At 57.2% G+C, this 16,654-nt stretch carries 13 protein-coding genes and 1 pseudogene; 8 read left to right on the top strand and 6 right to left on the bottom strand.

The annotated features are described in order from the left end of the window. The first annotated feature begins 768 nt into the window (after positions 1 to 768). Positions 769 to 1,974 carry a deoxyhypusine synthase gene (speY, locus tag WCO56_09710; GenBank protein ID MEI7729837.1) on the top strand — a complete coding sequence of 402 codons (1,206 nt, stop codon included), beginning with the start codon at positions 769 to 771 and terminating at the stop codon, positions 1,972 to 1,974. 164 nt (positions 1,975 to 2,138) lie between these two features. Here speY and WCO56_09705 read toward each other — a convergent pair whose 3' ends face one another. Genes WCO56_09705 through WCO56_09695 form a run of 3 tightly spaced genes read right to left on the bottom strand, consistent with a single transcriptional unit; the run spans position 2,139 to position 5,382 of the window. Next, positions 2,139 to 3,254, bottom strand: a complete 1,116-nt coding sequence (locus tag WCO56_09705; GenBank protein MEI7729836.1) for a carbonic anhydrase — start codon at positions 3,252 to 3,254, stop codon at positions 2,139 to 2,141. A 51-nt stretch (positions 3,255 to 3,305) separates the two neighbouring features. Then, on the bottom strand, positions 3,306 to 4,808 hold the full coding sequence (locus tag WCO56_09700) for an SPFH domain-containing protein (protein ID MEI7729835.1): 1,503 nt from the start codon (positions 4,806 to 4,808) through the stop codon (positions 3,306 to 3,308). A gap of 13 nt (positions 4,809 to 4,821) precedes the next feature. After that, positions 4,822 to 5,382, bottom strand: coding sequence for a hypothetical protein (locus tag WCO56_09695; protein MEI7729834.1), 561 nt, complete (start codon positions 5,380 to 5,382; stop codon positions 4,822 to 4,824). 628 nt (positions 5,383 to 6,010) lie between these two features. Here WCO56_09695 and WCO56_09690 point away from each other — a divergent pair. The 7 genes and pseudogenes from WCO56_09690 (at position 6,011) to WCO56_09660 (ending at position 11,614) form a co-directional block, all read left to right on the top strand. Continuing rightward, positions 6,011 to 7,897 (top strand): proton-conducting transporter membrane subunit, encoded by a 1,887-nt coding sequence (locus tag WCO56_09690; protein ID MEI7729833.1) that lies wholly within the window; start codon positions 6,011 to 6,013, stop codon positions 7,895 to 7,897. A gap of 31 nt (positions 7,898 to 7,928) precedes the next feature. Beyond that, on the top strand, positions 7,929 to 8,780 hold the full coding sequence (locus WCO56_09685) for a complex I subunit 1 family protein (GenBank protein ID MEI7729832.1): 852 nt from the start codon (positions 7,929 to 7,931) through the stop codon (positions 8,778 to 8,780). Positions 8,781 to 8,799: 19 nt separating this feature from the next. After that, positions 8,800 to 9,207: pseudogene (nuoB, locus tag WCO56_09680) on the top strand (NADH-quinone oxidoreductase subunit NuoB). Positions 9,208 to 9,216: 9 nt separating this feature from the next. Beyond that, on the top strand, positions 9,217 to 9,705 hold the full coding sequence (locus WCO56_09675) for a GNAT family N-acetyltransferase (GenBank protein ID MEI7729831.1): 489 nt from the start codon (positions 9,217 to 9,219) through the stop codon (positions 9,703 to 9,705). Next, a complete protein-coding gene (locus tag WCO56_09670; protein MEI7729830.1) occupies positions 9,702 to 10,079 on the top strand; it encodes an NADH-quinone oxidoreductase subunit C in 378 nt (125 codons plus the stop codon). Before WCO56_09675 ends, WCO56_09670 begins: the two co-directional genes overlap by 4 nt. A gap of 47 nt (positions 10,080 to 10,126) precedes the next feature. Beyond that, positions 10,127 to 11,206, top strand: a complete 1,080-nt coding sequence (locus tag WCO56_09665) for a nickel-dependent hydrogenase large subunit (GenBank protein MEI7729829.1) — start codon at positions 10,127 to 10,129, stop codon at positions 11,204 to 11,206. Positions 11,207 to 11,209: 3 nt separating this feature from the next. Then, entirely contained in the window at positions 11,210 to 11,614 is a 405-nt protein-coding gene (locus WCO56_09660; GenBank protein ID MEI7729828.1) for a 4Fe-4S binding protein, read from the top strand. Positions 11,615 to 11,648: 34 nt separating this feature from the next. On the opposite strand, the gene WCO56_09655 is transcribed toward WCO56_09660, so the two are convergent. From WCO56_09655 to rnhC, 3 genes are all read right to left on the bottom strand, one after another. After that, positions 11,649 to 13,511 carry a right-handed parallel beta-helix repeat-containing protein gene (locus WCO56_09655; GenBank protein ID MEI7729827.1) on the bottom strand — a complete coding sequence of 621 codons (1,863 nt, stop codon included), beginning with the start codon at positions 13,509 to 13,511 and terminating at the stop codon, positions 11,649 to 11,651. Between the two features lie 434 nt (positions 13,512 to 13,945). Beyond that, entirely contained in the window at positions 13,946 to 15,682 is a 1,737-nt protein-coding gene (locus WCO56_09650; GenBank protein ID MEI7729826.1) for a tetratricopeptide repeat protein, read from the bottom strand. Further along, positions 15,683 to 16,654, bottom strand: coding sequence for a ribonuclease HIII (gene rnhC, locus WCO56_09645; GenBank protein MEI7729825.1), 972 nt, complete (start codon positions 16,652 to 16,654; stop codon positions 15,683 to 15,685).

Genomic DNA, 16,654 nt, shown 5'->3' with positions numbered 1-16,654 from the left:
TTGGAGAACCCTCCACCAGTCTTGGAGAACTCTCGGAACGGTTTGGCGGATCCTCCACGGGTCTCGGAGAACCCTCGGAGAGTGTTGGAGAACCCTCCACCGGTCTCGGAGAACCCGCGAAATGATTTAGCGGATCCTCCAAGGGTCTCGGAGAACTCTCCAAGGGTGTTGGAGAACCCGCGAAATGATTTAGAGAACCCTCTACTGCTCGTGGAGGACTGTCGGGGAGAGTCAGAGAACCCGAAGAATGATTTTTTTGGGAGGGTGATTCTTCCGGATGAACCATCCCGGCGCGCCACGGTTTGGGCGGGGGCGGGGGAAATGGCGGGGAGCGCGCTGGTTAGCGCGTCCTGTTGTCCGGTCGGAATTATATCCAAAACCGCAACCCTGTTCCCGTAACGATCCATGTCGTTCCTTCTTAAGGTCTTTGCTGAATCGCGGAAAACTTATCAAGTCCTTGGCGTCGTGCAACAAAAAAATGCAGGAAAATAAAAATAAATTGGTTCGGCGCAGAGCGGGTGGCGTGGAAGGTTTCTCCAACGCTGCCGGGCTGGAGGCCGGAATCCCCCTTGGGATTCTCCCGGCACACATTGGCGGGTGCGCGGTTTCACGCGGCTCCATTGGCACAACCCGGCGCTGGATCGGATTCCCATAATCTGAAGATAGTGGCCGAGGGAGTGACGGAGAGCGGAATGGGCGGAATGATTTTTGTTGGCAATTGGCCGGGTATCCGTATTGTTAGGGCCGTAACTTTAATTGATACAGAACATGAAACATCAAAAGAACGCACGTTATCGTGAAGACCTGACTGAAACGCCGGAGTGGCTGAAGGCCAAGAAGTGTCCGCACCGGGCCAAGTTCATGTCCGGCAAACGCATTTTGCCCAAGAACCTGACCGGCAAGGAAAAGCTGGCCGATCTGATTGACAACACGTTCCTGGCGTACAATTCCGCCCGCCTCAAGGAGGGCTGCCAGTTGTTTGTCGAGAAAATGCTGGATCAGGATGTGACCATCGGCATGAGCCTTTCCGGCGCGCTGACGCCCGCCGGGCTGGGCTGCTCCTCGGTGGTGCCGCTGATCAAGGCTGGCTTCGTGGATTGGATCGTCGCCACGGGCGCGAACCTGTATCATGACATGCATTACCCGCTGAATTACCCGGTGAAGGTGGGGAACTTCAAGTTTGACGATACGGAATTGCGCAATAACGACATCGTCCGCATTTATGACGTGCTGCTGGGCTACAGCGATTGCCTGATGGCCACGGATGAAGTGCTGCGCGCGCTGTTGATCCTGCCCGAATTCCAAAAGGAAATGGGCACCGCCGAATTGCACTACTTGATAGGCAAGTATTGCGCGGATTGGGAAGATAAAAACGGGCTGAAGGATGTCTCGGTGCTCGCCGCCGCGTACCGCGCCGGGGTGCCGTGCTACACGTCCTCGCCGGGCGATTCGACCATCGGCATGAACGTCGCGGGCGTGGAGCTGCGCGGGAATAAGCTGCGCATGAACCCCTCGATTGACGTGAATGAAACCACCGCCTTTGTGCTCGCGGCCAAACGGGCCGGCGGCAAGAGCGCCGTGGTGCTGTGGGGCGGCGGCAGTCCGAAGAATTTCATGCTGCAAACCGAACCGCAAATTCAGGAAGTGCTGCGCATCAAGGAACTGGGCCAGGATTATTTCCTGCAAGTCACCGATGCCCGGCCCGACACCGGCGGCCTTTCCGGCGCGACGCCGAGCGAAGCCGTCAGTTGGGGCAAGGTGGACCCGGAGCGTCTGCCGGACGCCGTGGTGTGTTATACGGACACGACCATCGCCATGCCGTTGCTCACGCATTACGCGCTGGCCAAGCACAAGCCGCGCAAGCTCAAGCGCCTGTATGATCACCGCGCCAAGATGGTCAAGGCGTTGACCAAGGAATACTTCGCCCATAACAAGGTGAAGATGCTCGATGGCTCGGAGCCGGTGCTGGATTAATGGACCAGAGCGACGCGTTATCACGATATTTCGCAAGCAAACCGGGTTGGCCAACGCCAGCCCGGTTTTTTTACGACGGAACGTCTCCAAAACTCATGCAGGGGCTGAGCCAATCAAGGCCATAACTTGAGACAAACCGTCAGGGCTTGAGGAGCGTTGGTTCCCTATCGTTTTTGGAACCAATCTTTATTACCCGGCAGCGGTGGCGGAGTAGGAACGGCTTTGCCTTTGCCAAGATCCGGCATCAAACCGAGCGGCTGCCATGAGGTGGCGCCTTCCGGCTGAATGGGAGTCTGGGCGTCAATCCGGCTGTCATCAATCCAGCGCAGGATGGTACTGGCCGGCACCGGACCGTACACCTTCTGATCCGTGCCAATGATGCGATAACGTTTGCTGGAATTAATTTTTTTCAGCAACGCTGCCGGGGAAGTGGGGGATAGGGCGACGGGTTCGGCGGCGGCAAAGGCAGTGGGCCGATCATGGACAACGGACGGCGTTTCCGATTTGCTCATCCCAATCTCTTCCTTGACTTTGTGCAGCGTGGCGCCGATTTCCTCGACCTTTTGCTCAACCCGGTGCAGCACTTGGCTGGTTTGGGAAGCCATTTCCCCGATTTTACTAGAGGGAAATTTCATGCCGCCAATCTGAAATTCCGGCGGGTGATCCCCCAGCGCCTGGGTGATGTCCTCGGCTTTACGAATTGCGGAGGTAAATTTGGAAGCCGTGGTATCCAGCGTCTGGTAGCCGTTGACAATCCACTCCAGCTTGCCGCTCTGGATGTCCAGTAGGAAACCATGCACCGGGATTTTGGAGCCAATGATCGGACTGTTGCGGATGTGTTCCACCGCCTTCAATACGTTCTGCCGCTCGCTGGCAAACATGCCGAAATATTCCACCAGGTTTTCAGGAAGCCGCGCCCGCTCGATGCCAAGCGCCCGCATGCGGTCCGTGAGTTGCATGATGGTGCTCTTGCCAATGAGGCAATCGGTATGGCCGATCACCGCAATTTCCTTGCCGCCCTTGACCATGCAGGCCAGCGCGAGGGAACGCATGGTGCTGCTGAGCGGATTGGTGATGATGTTGCCGGCATTGCGCAGCCAGATGAATTTCTCCTCGGGGATGCCGAGCACCTCCGGGATCAAGGGATTCAGCCGGGGATCAATGCAGGTCAGCGCCACCACGGGCAGCGAATCCGGGAAATCCCCCGGCTTGATGCTCGCGCTGTTGTCACCGCCCACCGCGCGGTGATTGGCTTCCACGATGGCTTCAAATAGTCGCATAAAATCACGCCTTGGAACCGGATTGGCGCGACGAACCAGGCGCCAATGCCATTATTCTTTCTTGGTTTGTTCCATCGCGTTCCGGAGCGCGGGCACCTGGGCCAGCAGCTTCTCGAACTTGATGCCGGTCAGGCTTTCCACGACGGGTGGCAACTGGGCGATAATCTGGGTGACGTCGCCCGTCAACTTGCTGGCGCCGCCGCCGGGGCCATTGCCGCTGTTGATGATGACGATCTTCTCGGTCTTGGAGAGCGGTTCGCTGATCTTGCCCGCCACTTCTGGCAGCACGCGCACGATCATTTCCACGACCGCCGCTTCGTTGTATTGCTTGAAGGATTCAGCCTTCAGACGCATGGCTTCGGCTTGGGCTTTGCCTTGCGCCTCGATAACGGCGGCTTCAGCCAACCCTTTGGCTTTATGCGCCTCGGCTTCCGCGATACCGGTGGCCTTCACCACTTCGGCCTGCGCAAAACCGGTCTGCTTCGCAGCGGACGCCGCACCGGCGGCTTCGGTTTCCAACTGGAACTTTTTGGCATTAGCCAGAGTTTCCACCTTGAACCGCTCGGCTTCGGCGGGCTTTTGCACGGTGGCCTGCAATTCGCGCTCCCGGCGTAGAATTTCCTGCTGTTGCAGCTCGATCTGTTTCTGCTTTTCAATAATGGTGACCTGGATTTCTTCCGCCTTGACGAGCTGGCCGGTCTTGAATTTCTGCAAATCGTAAGCGAGGTCAGATTCGGCTTTCTTCTGGTTGACGGTCGCCTGATAACTGGCCACGTTCGATTGATAATCGCGTTGCGCCTCGGCAATCTTGGAGTCGGCCTGGAACTTGGCTTCCTGCCCGGACTGCTGGGCTTGGGAGGATTTGACCATGGCGTCGCGGTCCGCCTCGGCTTGGGCGATCTGCGCGTCGCGTTTCACCTGGGCGATACGCGGCTTGCCGAGGGCTTCCAGGTAACCTTGGTTGTCGCGGATGTCACGAATGGTGAAGCTGACGATTTGCAACCCCATGTTCGCCATGTCGCCGGCGGCGACTTCCTGCACCTTCGAGGCGAAGGCGTCGCGGTTCTGGTAAATGTCTTCCACCGTCATGGTGCCGAGAATGGCGCGCAGGTGACCTTCCATCGTTTGGGTGGCGATGTTCTTAATGTCATCCACGCCTTTGCTGAGAAATTGTTCGGCGGCGGTGCGGATGGAGATGTCGTCGCCTTTGACCTTGATCTGCGCCACGCCGTCCACTTTGACTGGCACGCCTTTGCTGGTATAGACCTCAGGCGTCTGCACATCAATGGTGAGCAACTCCAGCGAGAGAATATCCACCTTTTCCAAGACTGGCCACACAATGGTGCCGCCGCCCTTCACCACGCGGAAGCCGATGGTCGAGCCATCATCCAACTGGTACTTGCGGCCGGAAACGATCAGCACCTCGTTGGGCCCCACCTTCGTGAAGCGACTGGCAAAAATCGCCAGGAAAATGAAGATTACAAACATGATCGCGCCAGCCACCAGCGCGATCGGCACCCACGGAATTTCCGCGAACAATATCAGGTTAGTCATAGTTGAGTTTTGGTTAATGTTTCACTGCCACAAAAAATTGAGTCCCTACCACCCGTGTGATGGTCACCGTCTGACCGCCACTGATGGCCGTGCCATCCTCGGTCCGCGCTGGCGCGTTGTAGCGGGAACCGCCTTGCACATAAGCAATCTCGCCAGTGCCGTTGGCCGGGATGGGGGAGATAACCGAGGCTTCACAGCCAGCCAACCGGTTAACGTGGGATTCACTGGATCCCTGCACTTTTTGCAGTACCGAATTGAACAACCACATCACCAACGTGGCGATCCCACCCGCCCCCAGGCCCGCCAATGGTGCGCTGACCCAAGGGCTCTGAGTCGCCTCCATCGAGGTGAACACAATCCCCAATCCGCCAAACGCCGTGACAAACGCCGCTAAAACTGTGGGGCTGAAGAAGGAAATTCCCGGAATGCCAGAATGATCGTAGCCCGCCTCCGCGTGCCCGCCCGTGCCCACGCCGCTGGCGTCCCCGTCATGGCCACCGAAGAAATGACCAAAGACAGCCGAAAATACGGTGAATAACAACCCCACCACCAAACAGATGGCATAGACTAGCATATTGTGTCTCTCTACTTTGTTTCAGTGCTGACATTAAACCTTATTTTCTTATGACACGCAAGTCCAAAAGGGATATTTTTTAAGTGCCGATGCATGAACGGAGCACAGGTCCGGGGACCGAAAACGGCAATCGGGCCCGCGAAACAACTTAATGAGCGCGAATTACAAAGGCGCTGATTCGCGCGCGTCCGCGTCATTGGCGGACGGGTCCGGACCATCTAGGTAACAGCACCGAATAGTGGCATGGCTTCAAACACCAATGGAATGGGTCCAATGGACGAGCGGTCTCTTTTCACACAATTGGCATTCTCTTTGCATAAATTGTCATTGCTTAGGTCGAAATATGGCTATATGGACGCAGCAATTTAAGGTATTCCTAATGACAACGTGTTTTGTCATGATATAAGCAAGACGTAAAAACACCAGTAAAACACCGTAAATAAGGCTTTCTTTTGTACAATGTCGCAAGTTCCACCGTTCTGCTGCGATGCCAACCGTTTTCGAGTTGTTCAGTATTGCTTATATGTTCTAAATACAGACGTTTATTCTTCAGCTTGACTAATGTTGGTTGGAAGTTATCTTCGACTCCATTGGTAATTTTAAGTTTGTTATTTTTAGTCTTAATTTTATGGGGCTCATTTCATTGATGATCATCCTGCCCCTCCTAACGGGGGTGGGATTATTTATTGTAAAGTCGGACAAGGTCCGGTCTTTGGTGGTCACGCTAATGGTGGCGGCGCTGGCGGCTGGCGCGCTGGCGCTGGCGGTCCATTATTTTCCCGGTGACCAAACGGTGTTCCCTGTGTCCGGCCATGCCGCCAGCATGACCATGATGGGGTTGGAACTGGCCATGGCCCTATTCATCATCGTGGTGGGGCTGCGCTCCAAACGCCCGCTGATTGCGCTGCTGGCACTGGTACAAACCGCGCTGTTGGTGTGGTTTGAATTCGCCAATGAAGGGCACCTCGAAGTGACGCGCAACCTGATGGTGGACAAATTCTCCATCATCATGGCCTTGATCATCAGCCTGGTGGGCGGTGCCATCTGCTTTTACGCGACTGACTACATGAAGGAGTTTCATGAGCAGCATCACCCGGAGGTGAAGGACCGTCGCCCCTTGTTCTTTGGACTTCTGTTAATTTTCATGGGCGCCATGTTTGGCGTGGTATTCTCCAATAATCTGCTGTGGCTGTTCTTTTTCTGGGAAATCACCACGCTTTGCTCCTTCCTGCTGATTGGCTACAAAGGGGATGAAGTCTCGCGCAACAACTCCCTGCGCGCCTTGGTTCTGAATTTGATCGGCGGTCTGGCCTTTGCGGTGGGAATCGTGTTGTTCCACAAGCAAACCGGAAAAATTGAATTGGACCTGCTGGTCGCCAACCATTCGCCCGCCATTCTGGGCGCGGTGGCGCTGCTTTGCGTCGCCGGTCTGACCAAGTCTGCTCAGTTACCTTTCTCGTCCTGGCTGTTGGGCGCGATGGTGGCGCCAACGCCGGTATCCGCGCTGCTGCACTCCGCCGCCATGGTGAAAGCCGGGGTGTATTTGATCATCCGACTCGCCCCGGTACTGCAAGGCACCACGACCGGACTGGTGGTCGCCATGGTTGGGAGTGTAACGTTCTTAATCGGTTCGTTTGCCGCCATTGGTGCGAGTGACGCCAAAAAAGTTCTCGCCCATTCCACCATTGCCAACTTGGGCTTGATCGTGCTATGCGGCGGCATTGGCACCTACGAGGCGGTTTGGGCCGGCATCCTGCTGATTATCTTCCACGCCATCGCCAAGGCACTTCTATTTCTGTGCGTCGGCGTGGTGGAGCACAAGTTGCACAGCCGCGACATCGAGGACATGTCCGGTCTGGTCATCAGCATGCCGCGCGTGTCAGTGATGTTGCAGATCGGCATGGCGGGCATGTTCCTGGCGCCCTTTGGCATGTTGATCAGCAAATGGGCGGTGCTCAAGGCGGTCGTGGATGCGCATCCCCTGCTGGTGATTTTCATCGCCTTCGGCAGTTCGGCAACCCTGGTGTTCTGGGTGAAATGGATGGGCAAACTGATCGAAGTGGTGAAGTTTCACGACAACGTCGAAAAGGGCATCGGCCGCTGCGAATGGCTGTCTCTCACCGGGCTCACCGTGCTGACGGCGTTGACCTGCGTGCTCTTCCCGCTGATTTCCTCGGCGCTGATTGAACCGTACGTCATGGAACTCTACGGTAAAACCGCGCGCATGGCGCATGGCAACCTGATGATCATGCTCATCATGCTGGCGATGATCGCCCTGTTCCCGCTAAGCTTTCTGAACTATGGCCGGCGCGTCAAAGTGAACGACGCCTACATGGGCGGGGCCAACCTTGAGAACAGCAGCGTGCTATTCCATGGTGCCATCGGCCAGGTACAGACCATGCAGATGCGCAATTATTACCTGACGGAATATCTTTCGGAAGCCTGGCTGCTGAACTTCGGTGTCTGGCTGGGCATCGTGCTCACGGTCGCACTGGCTGCCAAGACCTTGTTTTAACCCGAGATTGACGTTTATTTACCACGCTCCTATGAATCCCTACGCTCGTTTCTTTATTTTTCTGGTGGCCGCGCCGCTGATTGGCGGATTGCTGGCTGGCATTGACCGTATTATCAGCGCGCGCATGCAGGCGCGCCAGGGACCGCCGATCTGGCAGCCCTTTTACGATGTGCTGAAATTGTGGCAGAAAGAGAATGTCGTCGTGCGCCGGTCCCAAAATTATTACATTTTCTTTTTCTTCATCCTGACCATTTTCACCGGTGGCCTTTTCTTCGCGGGGTTTGATCTGTTGCTGGTGATTTTCGCGCTTACTCTGGCGGCGATTTTCTTTATTCTGGGAGCGTACAAGGCCAGTTCGCCTTACAGCTTCATTGGGGCGGAACGCGAGTTGCTCCAGATGATGGCCTATGAGCCGATGATTCTCCTGGCGGCGGTAGGCATGTACATGCAGACCGGCACGTTTTATGTGGATCAAATCTACGATCATAACAAACTCCTGGTGCTGACCCTCCCCGGGGCGTTCATTGGCCTGCTCTACTGCCTGGAAATCAAATTTCGCAAATCGCCATTCGACCTGGCCGCCAGCCACCACGCCCATCAGGAGCTGGTGCGCGGCATCACCACGGAGTTCTCCGGGAAAGCGCTGGCGCTGATTGAAATCGCCCACTGGTATGAATCCGTGATGTTGTTGGGCTGGGTGTACTTGTTCTTTGCGGCGGTTCCCTGGCTGGGCGCAACGGCCGTGGGATTGGTCTATTTTTTCATTATTTTTACCGACAACACGTTCGCCCGCTTGAAATGGCATACCGCCGTCAAGAGCGCCTGGGCGGTCGCCATCGTGTGCGGCTTTGGCAATATAATGTGGTTGTCTCTGTTGAAGTAATTCTCACTGTGAATTCCGTATGATTGGCCTGAAAAAATCTCCGTGGATCATCCACTACGACGCCTCGAGCTGCAACGGCTGCGACATTGAAACCCTGGCGTGCCTCACGCCGATGTATGATGTCGAACGCCTTGGCGTGATCAACACCGGCAACCCCAAGCATGCCGATATTTTCCTGATCACCGGCGCCGTGAACGCGCAAAGCAAGAGCGTCATTGAAAATATTTACCGGCAGTTGCCGGAGCCCAAGGTGGTGGTCGCCGTGGGCATCTGCGCCAGCACGGGCGGCATTTTCCGGGATTGCTATAACGTCTCCGGCGGGGTGGATACCGTGGTGCCAGTGGACCTGTATGTGCCCGGCTGCGCCGCGCGTCCCGAGGCCATCATGGATGGCGTGCTCAAAGCAGTGGAAATTCTCCAGGAAAAGCACCGCGAGATGATGAGCATGGCCAACAGCATTGACCGCACGATCATCTGCCGGGCGGAGCGGGACGACCTGCCAGAAATCCTGGCGCTGCAAAAAGTGGCGTATCAAAGCGAGGCGGAAATCTACGGCGACGACAGCTTGCCGGCGTTGCAGCAATCGCTCACGGAAATACAGAAGGACTTTGATCGCGGCCTGTTCCTCAAAGCGGTGGTCAACGGCAAAATCATTGGTTCCGTTCGTGGATACCAGGAAGGTGACACCGCCCACTTGCTCCGTTGCAGTGTACACCCTTACTTCCGCGGGCGCGGTGTGGCGGCGCGCCTGGCCAATGAGATCGAGAAAGAATTCCCGGGCGTTAAACGCTTTGAAGCGTTCACGGGCGACCGCAGCAAACGCAACCTGCACATCTATGGCAAACTGGGTTACAAAGTTTATAAGTCTGAACCGTCATACACCCCGTCTTTCCGCTGGGTCTATATGGAGAAAATGAAGCCATGATTGAGAATCAAACCATCCTCCCGCTTGGCGCGGAAGCCCTCGTCGAACGCGTGCAACAAATGCGCGATCAAGGCTGGCGCCTGGTCCACATCGGCGGCACCACGCTGGCGGACCACATCCAGTTGGATTACGCCTTCGACCGGGAAGGTCAATACACCGCGTTTCGCGTCACCGCCATTGGCCAGGGTCCCCTGCCCAGCATCAGCGGCATCTATTGGTGCGCCTTCATTTACGAAAACGAACTGCACGATCTGTTTGATCTCACGATCACCGGCATGGCCGTGGATTTCAAAGGCAACCTATACAAGACCATGGTGCCGCATCCCTTTGCCTGCCCCACGCCGGTTTCAGTATCCGTGGCGGCCAAAGCCTGAGGTCACGCGTATGTTCAATAAAACATTGTTAAATCCCGCATTTGCCCATGAGTAAGCGAACCATCATCCCCTTTGGACCACAGCACCCGGTGTTACCGGAACCGATTCACCTGGACTTGGTGGTCGAAGACGAACGGGTCGTGGAAGCCCTGCCGACCATTGGCTTTATCCATCGCGGTCTCGAAAAGCTGGTGGAAAAAAAAGACTTCCAGGAATTTGTCTATGTGGCCGAGCGCATCTGCGGTATTTGCAGCGCCATCCATGGCCAGACTTACTGCCAGGCCATTGAAGAAATCATGAACATTCCGGTGCCGCCCCGCGCCCATTACCTGCGCACCATCTGGGGCGAGCTTTCCCGCATTCACAGCCATCTGTTGTGGGCGGGTTTGCTGGCGGACGCCTTTGGCTTTGAAAGCCTGTTCATGCATTCCTGGCGCGTGCGCGAACGCGTGCTAAACGTCATCGAGGCCACCACTGGTGGGCGCGTCATTTTCGGTGCCTGCAAGGTGGGCGGCGTGCGGCGCGATATTGACGCCGAGCAAATGCGCCACCTGCTCAAGGAATTGGACATCATCGAGACCGATATGAAGGAGATCGTCAAGGTCTTCCTGGCCGACAGTTCGGTCAAACAGCGCCTCTGCGGCGTCGGCGTGCTCTCCAAGGCCGAGGCGTACCAACTGGGCTGCGTTGGCCCCATGGCGCGCGCCAGCGGTGTAACCCAGGATATGCGTTCCATCGGTTATGCCGCGTACAAGGACCTGTCATTCAAACCCGCAATCAGCCAAGACGGGGATTCCTTCGCCCGCTGCGCGGTGCGTTGCGAGGAGCTTTTCCAATCCGCAGACCTTATCCGCCAGGCAGCCGCGAAAATCCCGGCGGGTGAACTCGCCGCCAAAGTCACGGGCAACCCCAACGGTGAATTTGCCGCGCGCACCGAACAACCGCGCGGCGAAGTCATTTATTACATCAAGGCCAACGGCATGAAAAACGTGCAGCGCATGCGGGTGCGCACGCCCACGTTTGCCAACATCCCCGCGCTGGTAAAAATCCTCCAGGGCTGCGAACTCTCGGATGTGCCGGTGCTGGTGTTGACCATTGATCCCTGTATCAGTTGTACGGAAAGGTGAATTATGTCGTATTTTGCGATGTCCAAACTGGCCCTGAAATGGGCGTTCAAGAAACCGGCGACGCTGAACTATCCCTTCACGCCGCGCGTGGAAATTCTCGGTTCCCGTGGTCAATTGTCATTCACCGTCTCGACCTGCACGTTTTGCACCGTGTGCGCAAAAAAATGCCCCACCGGTGCCATTGCCGTGATCCGCGCCCAGCGCAAATGGACCATTGACCGCCTGCTCTGCATCAGTTGCGGCGCGTGTGTGGACATCTGCCCGAAAGACAGTCTCGCGCTGGGCTCCGGCCATGGGCATTGCAGTGTGACCAAGGACAAAGAAGTGCATCAGGGCGAAATGCCGCCACCAAAACCGGCTCCCGTGGTCACGCCTTCCGTCGCCCCGGCACCTGTGATGGCGAATTAAAGCGGCAGAAAACCGCTCAGACTGCGATGCTTGTTCAAGGCAACGCTCCGACCGGTTTACCTGCATCGGACAACCTTCGGGCGGGACTATCTGGAGCTAAACGGTAGTCGCGCTGTGCGGCATCGATAAATTTCGGGTTGGCGACCATGGAATGTTGATCCAAGTTATGCGCCTGCATGAACGCGGCGAATCCCTCCGGTCCGATGCTTTCCTTGTCCCATAAAACCAGCGGCCCGCTGGATCGGAACCAGCAGTTGTAGTCCATCGTCAAGGCGGCAGTCCAATCCCGTCCGTGCAGCCGCAGGCAACTGTCTGCGGCTTCGCAAAAAATATTATAACGGATGACCACGTTGGTGGTGACAGCGGTGTTGCTGTAAAACATCAGATGCCGCCCGTTGGGATCAGGGCGCTGGCCATATCCCCAGCCGCGCCCGGCAGCCACGCAGGTATTGTGCTCAAACACAATATTTTGTGTCCGGCTGGCGGGGCCCCGGTTCCAGAATTCAAATGAATATTCGCTATTCCAGATCACATTGCGCCGATAAGTGATGTTTTGCTGGACGTTGGTGCCGTCGCCCTGATTGGTCAGCGCGGCGTCATAAATTTCCCAGATTCGGCAGTCTTCAACCAGGCAATCGCTGGCACTGGACCAAAACTCAATCCCATTGCCAAAGCGCACCGGCTTCCCATCCGGTCGGGTATTTTGATGCCCACCGCCGATAAAGGAAATATCGCAGCCCCGAATCGTGATATGGTGAGTGCTGCCACCACCCACCCCATGCGCCGCACCATAGCGCAAATCCAGGTTCTCGTATGTCACATAGCCGCGCCCGCCCTGGTCAATGATATGCTTGCGCAAGGCCAATTCAGTGCTGCGATGGTTCGACGCCGGGTTGCCGTTGGAACAAAGTTTAACCTGCCAGGTTCGCGCATCGTACAAGTAATCGCCCGCCTGGCGCAGGTCCGCTTCGCTCCATTTCTTAACGCCGGTGGATTTGCCGTGATCGAAGATGATGTTCCCAACATCCACGGATAGCGGTGTCGTTTGATTGCACCGGGCTTTGACAAATTGACCGGGTTGCAGAAACGCCTCGCTGTCTGCCGGCAAGGCCCCTCCAAGATACAAGGTCAAACGGGCATCCTGAGCGGTTTGCCGGGCACGGAGTCGGATGGTGAGTTCCGACCAATTGGTGCCGAGGACCGGCAATCCTGCGTCCGCGTTGGCAAAGGAGGTGTAGGGCGACCCGCTTTTCATCACGGAAACGGCGGAGGGTGTAAATGGTTTCGTGGCGCGCGCCCGGAAAGTGAGGAGATAGTATTCGCCTTCCTCGACCGTCAAACCGAACATGGTCAACTGAATATGATTCGCTTTCGTTCCGTTTTGGCGGCAGGCCAGCCGTAGTGTTGACGCGCCATCCGGCGCTGATTTCTCCTTGGTCAACCCGCAAGCAGCTCCCCCCTCTTGATGCATGGTCCAGTTAGCGCGTTGCAAATCCGTCGGCGCACCGACCGTCTCAAAACGCAATGGCGCGGTGATCCACAGACCTTCTTTCACCGGCACCCAATCCTCGGCGCGGTCCGCCGCCACCGATCCCAGAAAAATCGGTTTGGCACCTTCCCCATACGAACCATAGGTAATCACCCCGGTGGCCGCGCCGCTTTGGGGGATGAGTTGCCCGCGAAATGTTTCACCCCGCCGGAACAACACCACATCGCCGGGTGCCAAGGAGGCACGGTTGACCCGGGGCAGCGTGCGCCAAGCCGATTCCGATTTCAAACCGTCCCGCGTATCCTCACCGCGCGTCGCATCCACGTAATAGGTTGCGGCCAGCGTATTCCCTGTACCAGCGCCTGCCAGCAACGCGCATACCGTAACCAGTGTTCGCAATGTATTCATGCTATGAGTTATCAGACGTCTGATAGGTGTGACTTCATTCAATTCAAGTGGGGCATTCGCAAAGTCGTTTTACCCGATCCGGTTTTACCGACAACATATATGTGCTGGCACTGGTCAATAGCAGATATGCCAAAGAGCCGGGTTCACCTCAGCCGCTACGTTCACCGATTGTGATGGTTTGGTCATTCATGGTTCTCAAATCAGTAGTAATAATGTCACCGATACGGCGCGAACGATAGTCATAGCTATGGCACGTTGAATTGAGCCGGGGATTTTGTGCCCGCGAATCACGCCAACGAACGCGAATAGAAAAAAACACCGGGGACTAGGACGTATGGGAATGATAACAAGGATCTGCCCATCTTCCCGAGGAAATTGGAAAAAATTAGATAACGCGTGATATAGAAAACTTCCCTGCCAACAATGAGGAGTTGTTACGGTTGCGCGGCTTGGGCCAGTTTCAATTGCCGTTGGATTTCCGGGTCGTCGGGAAATAGGGCCGAGGCTTTTTTCAGCCAGGGCAGGGCTTCGGCGCGGCGGCCCAGTTTGGCGAGGCAGAAGTTTAGACGCAGCACATTCAGCGCCCAAAAGCGCGGATATGTTTCGTCCGCCAGCGCGGCTTGGTAATGTTTCACCGCGGCGGGCAGGTTGTCCTGCTGCATGGCGATTTGGGCCAGCATCTGTTCACTGCGCGTCACGGTGCCCTCGTTGTAAATCTGCCGGTCGCGGCGGCGGGCATCGAAGTACGCGGCCCGTTCAAAGCTGACGATGGCGTCGTTGGTGCGTCCGGCGTGCAGATACACGCCGCCCAGCACTTCATCGAAGCGCCCGCGGCCTGGGTGTGAGCCAAAGCGCGCGGTGATGTGCTGATAGAGCGAGAGGGTATTCCGCCACACCGGCACTTGCTGGCGGGAGCACCAGGCAAACCAGGCGGAGATGAACACCAGCACAGTTATCCAGAGGAGCCGTTCCGCGCGTGATCGCCAGAGCGCGCATAGCCCAAGGGTAATCAGCAGGGACCACAGGATGCCGTGCAGGTAGCTGTAGCGGTCGTAGGTGGAATGCGGGTACTCGCTGAGTCCCAGAAACGGCACCAGTATCAACAGGTGGCAAACCCAGAAGGCCAGGAAGGCCGGCCAGCGCCGGAAGCACCAGACGGCGGCGGCAGTCATCCCGGCCACCCACCCGGCACAGAGCAGGAAGGACCAGGCGAGCGGGTTGAAGGCGTGCAGCGTGGGATACGTGGCGGCGAGATTGTACGGGGCCCAGGGTTTCCAGGCGTAGTAGGTGACCACATACGCGGCTTGCATGAGGCGCTCCAGCAAGCCGAATTCAGCCAGCGTGGTGGGCCGGAATTGATCCGTACTGGCCAACCGCACCGAGAACGTGATGGCCAGGACCGTCGCGGATACGATGATGAAAGGGATTTTCTCCCGCCACAGCGGCCACGCCGCGCGCTGGAACCAGCCTTGCCAACCAGCGGGTGCCCGCTGCAAGGGAAGGTAATCCAGCGCCAGCAGCAGCACCGGCGCAAACAAGGCGATGGGATACGTCAGCAAGCTGGCGGTAAAGGTGCCCAGGGCCAGCCATTCCCAGACGCGCCGCTGCCGCACGGTGGTTGCGTCAAGCCCGCGCAGCCACGCCAGTATCCAAAGCAGCGTCCAGAAAAAGGCCATCTCAAAGATGCGCGAGGAAGCCCAGGCGACGGTTTCCACGCGCAACGGATTCACCGCCCAAACCAACGCACCGACGGCGGCGCACCAACTGGCCACTTTTTCCGTCTCCGCCATCCCGCGCACTGCCTGCCGCGCCAAAGTCTTGAGCAGATGGAACAGCAGCAGGGTGTTAATCAGGTGCAGCAGCAGGTTGCCGAGATGCCAACCCACCGGGTTCAAGGCGAACAACTGGCGATCCACCGCGTAGCAAAGCCAGCCCAGCGGCATGTAGCGCGGCGCGTAGCTGGTATCCGTGAGCAGCCATTGGATGGTGGCGGCATTGAGGCCGCTGACGTTGGGGTTACTGTAAATGTTCCGCGCATCATCGAAGTGTACAAACTCATGATTCATCACGCCGCCGAACGCGAGCAGGACAAAGGCCGTCAAGGCCAGCGTCAGCCAGAGATCCAGGGAGATTTGCCGCCCGTTGGCGGATGGTTCGGAAGCCGCGTCCATCTAGCTGTGTTTCTTCCATTGTTTCACCGGCGGCTCCGGCAACCCTTGAATGCGGTAGGCGGTGCGGAAATGCACCTTGGCCACTTTGGGCAGGCTCGCAGCGCCATGTTTTTCGATAAACTGCCGGCCGACATTCTCGACTTGTTCCGAGGCGCCCTTGGGAAATACGAGGCCGTATTCCTTGCCCATGCGGAAGAGCCGCGTGACAAATTCACTGCGCGCCAGGATGGAGGCCGCCGCCACCGCAAGGTCCGATTCGGCCTTGTGGCGTTGCACCAGTTCGATGGCACGGCCCTGGCTCATCAACGCCTTAGCCACGGTGTCTTTCGTCGCAGCAAACTGATCGCTGATGGCGCGCACGGGCGGCGGATTCATTTGGTAGCGCAGCGACATCAGGTTTTCGATGACGCGCGCGTGGCCCCAGGCGAGGATGGCATTGATGCTTTTCAGCTTAAAGTAAAGACGGTTGTACGCCTCATTGCCAATCGGCACGACCGTGCAGACGCAGCCGGGGGTCGTGCGGATCACCTCGGCCAACTCGACAATTTTCTTGTCGCTGCCGACGAGTTTGGAATCGCGGATGCCGGAATTCTTCCAGCCATGAACAATGTCAGCGTTGACATAGACGCCCGCGACGCACATCGGGCCGAAGAAATCGCCCTTGCCCGATTCATCCACGCCAATGCGGGGCAGCAGCAGGTCGGGATTCAGCACTTCCTCGTACCCGAGCTTCGCTTCGCCGAGGATTTCCGGTTCGAGCACAAACTCCACGAACTCGCGGGTGCCTTTGCCCTGCACCACCAGCTTGCCGCTCTCGTAAAAGACCACGTTAATCTTGTCCTTCTCCCCGGCGAACCGGGCGTACGGGACCACCCGGGGCTTGAAGTTGTGTTCCTGCAAGTACCGCTGCATTTGATCCGCTTGCGGCGGCGTCAATTTGCAGGTGTGGGAGTTGAGCGTATCGGGAGTCAC

This window comes from Verrucomicrobiota bacterium (genome assembly GCA_037139415.1).
Taxonomy (GTDB): domain Bacteria; phylum Verrucomicrobiota; class Verrucomicrobiia; order Limisphaerales; family Fontisphaeraceae; genus JBAXGN01.
This window is presented reverse-complemented; position numbering and strand designations above follow the sequence as displayed.

Bases quoted from the DNA above. Each gene is read 5' to 3' on its own strand.
- WCO56_09655 (MEI7729827.1), bottom strand. From the start codon at position 13,511: ATGAATACATTGCGAACACTGGTTACGGTATGCGCGTTGCTGGCAGGC.
- WCO56_09650 (MEI7729826.1), bottom strand. From the start codon at position 15,682: ATGGACGCGGCTTCCGAACCATCCGCCAACGGGCGGCAAATCTCCCTG.
- WCO56_09700 (MEI7729835.1), bottom strand. From the start codon at position 4,808: ATGACTAACCTGATATTGTTCGCGGAAATTCCGTGGGTGCCGATCGCG.
- WCO56_09705 (MEI7729836.1), bottom strand. From the start codon at position 3,254: ATGCGACTATTTGAAGCCATCGTGGAAGCCAATCACCGCGCGGTGGGC.
- WCO56_09665 (MEI7729829.1), top strand. From the start codon at position 10,127: ATGAGTAAGCGAACCATCATCCCCTTTGGACCACAGCACCCGGTGTTA.
- WCO56_09675 (MEI7729831.1), top strand. From the start codon at position 9,217: ATGATGAGCATGGCCAACAGCATTGACCGCACGATCATCTGCCGGGCG.
- WCO56_09685 (MEI7729832.1), top strand. From the start codon at position 7,929: ATGAATCCCTACGCTCGTTTCTTTATTTTTCTGGTGGCCGCGCCGCTG.
- speY (MEI7729837.1), top strand. From the start codon at position 769: ATGAAACATCAAAAGAACGCACGTTATCGTGAAGACCTGACTGAAACG.
- WCO56_09670 (MEI7729830.1), top strand. From the start codon at position 9,702: ATGATTGAGAATCAAACCATCCTCCCGCTTGGCGCGGAAGCCCTCGTC.
- WCO56_09660 (MEI7729828.1), top strand. From the start codon at position 11,210: ATGTCGTATTTTGCGATGTCCAAACTGGCCCTGAAATGGGCGTTCAAG.
- WCO56_09690 (MEI7729833.1), top strand. From the start codon at position 6,011: ATGGGGCTCATTTCATTGATGATCATCCTGCCCCTCCTAACGGGGGTG.
- WCO56_09695 (MEI7729834.1), bottom strand. From the start codon at position 5,382: ATGCTAGTCTATGCCATCTGTTTGGTGGTGGGGTTGTTATTCACCGTA.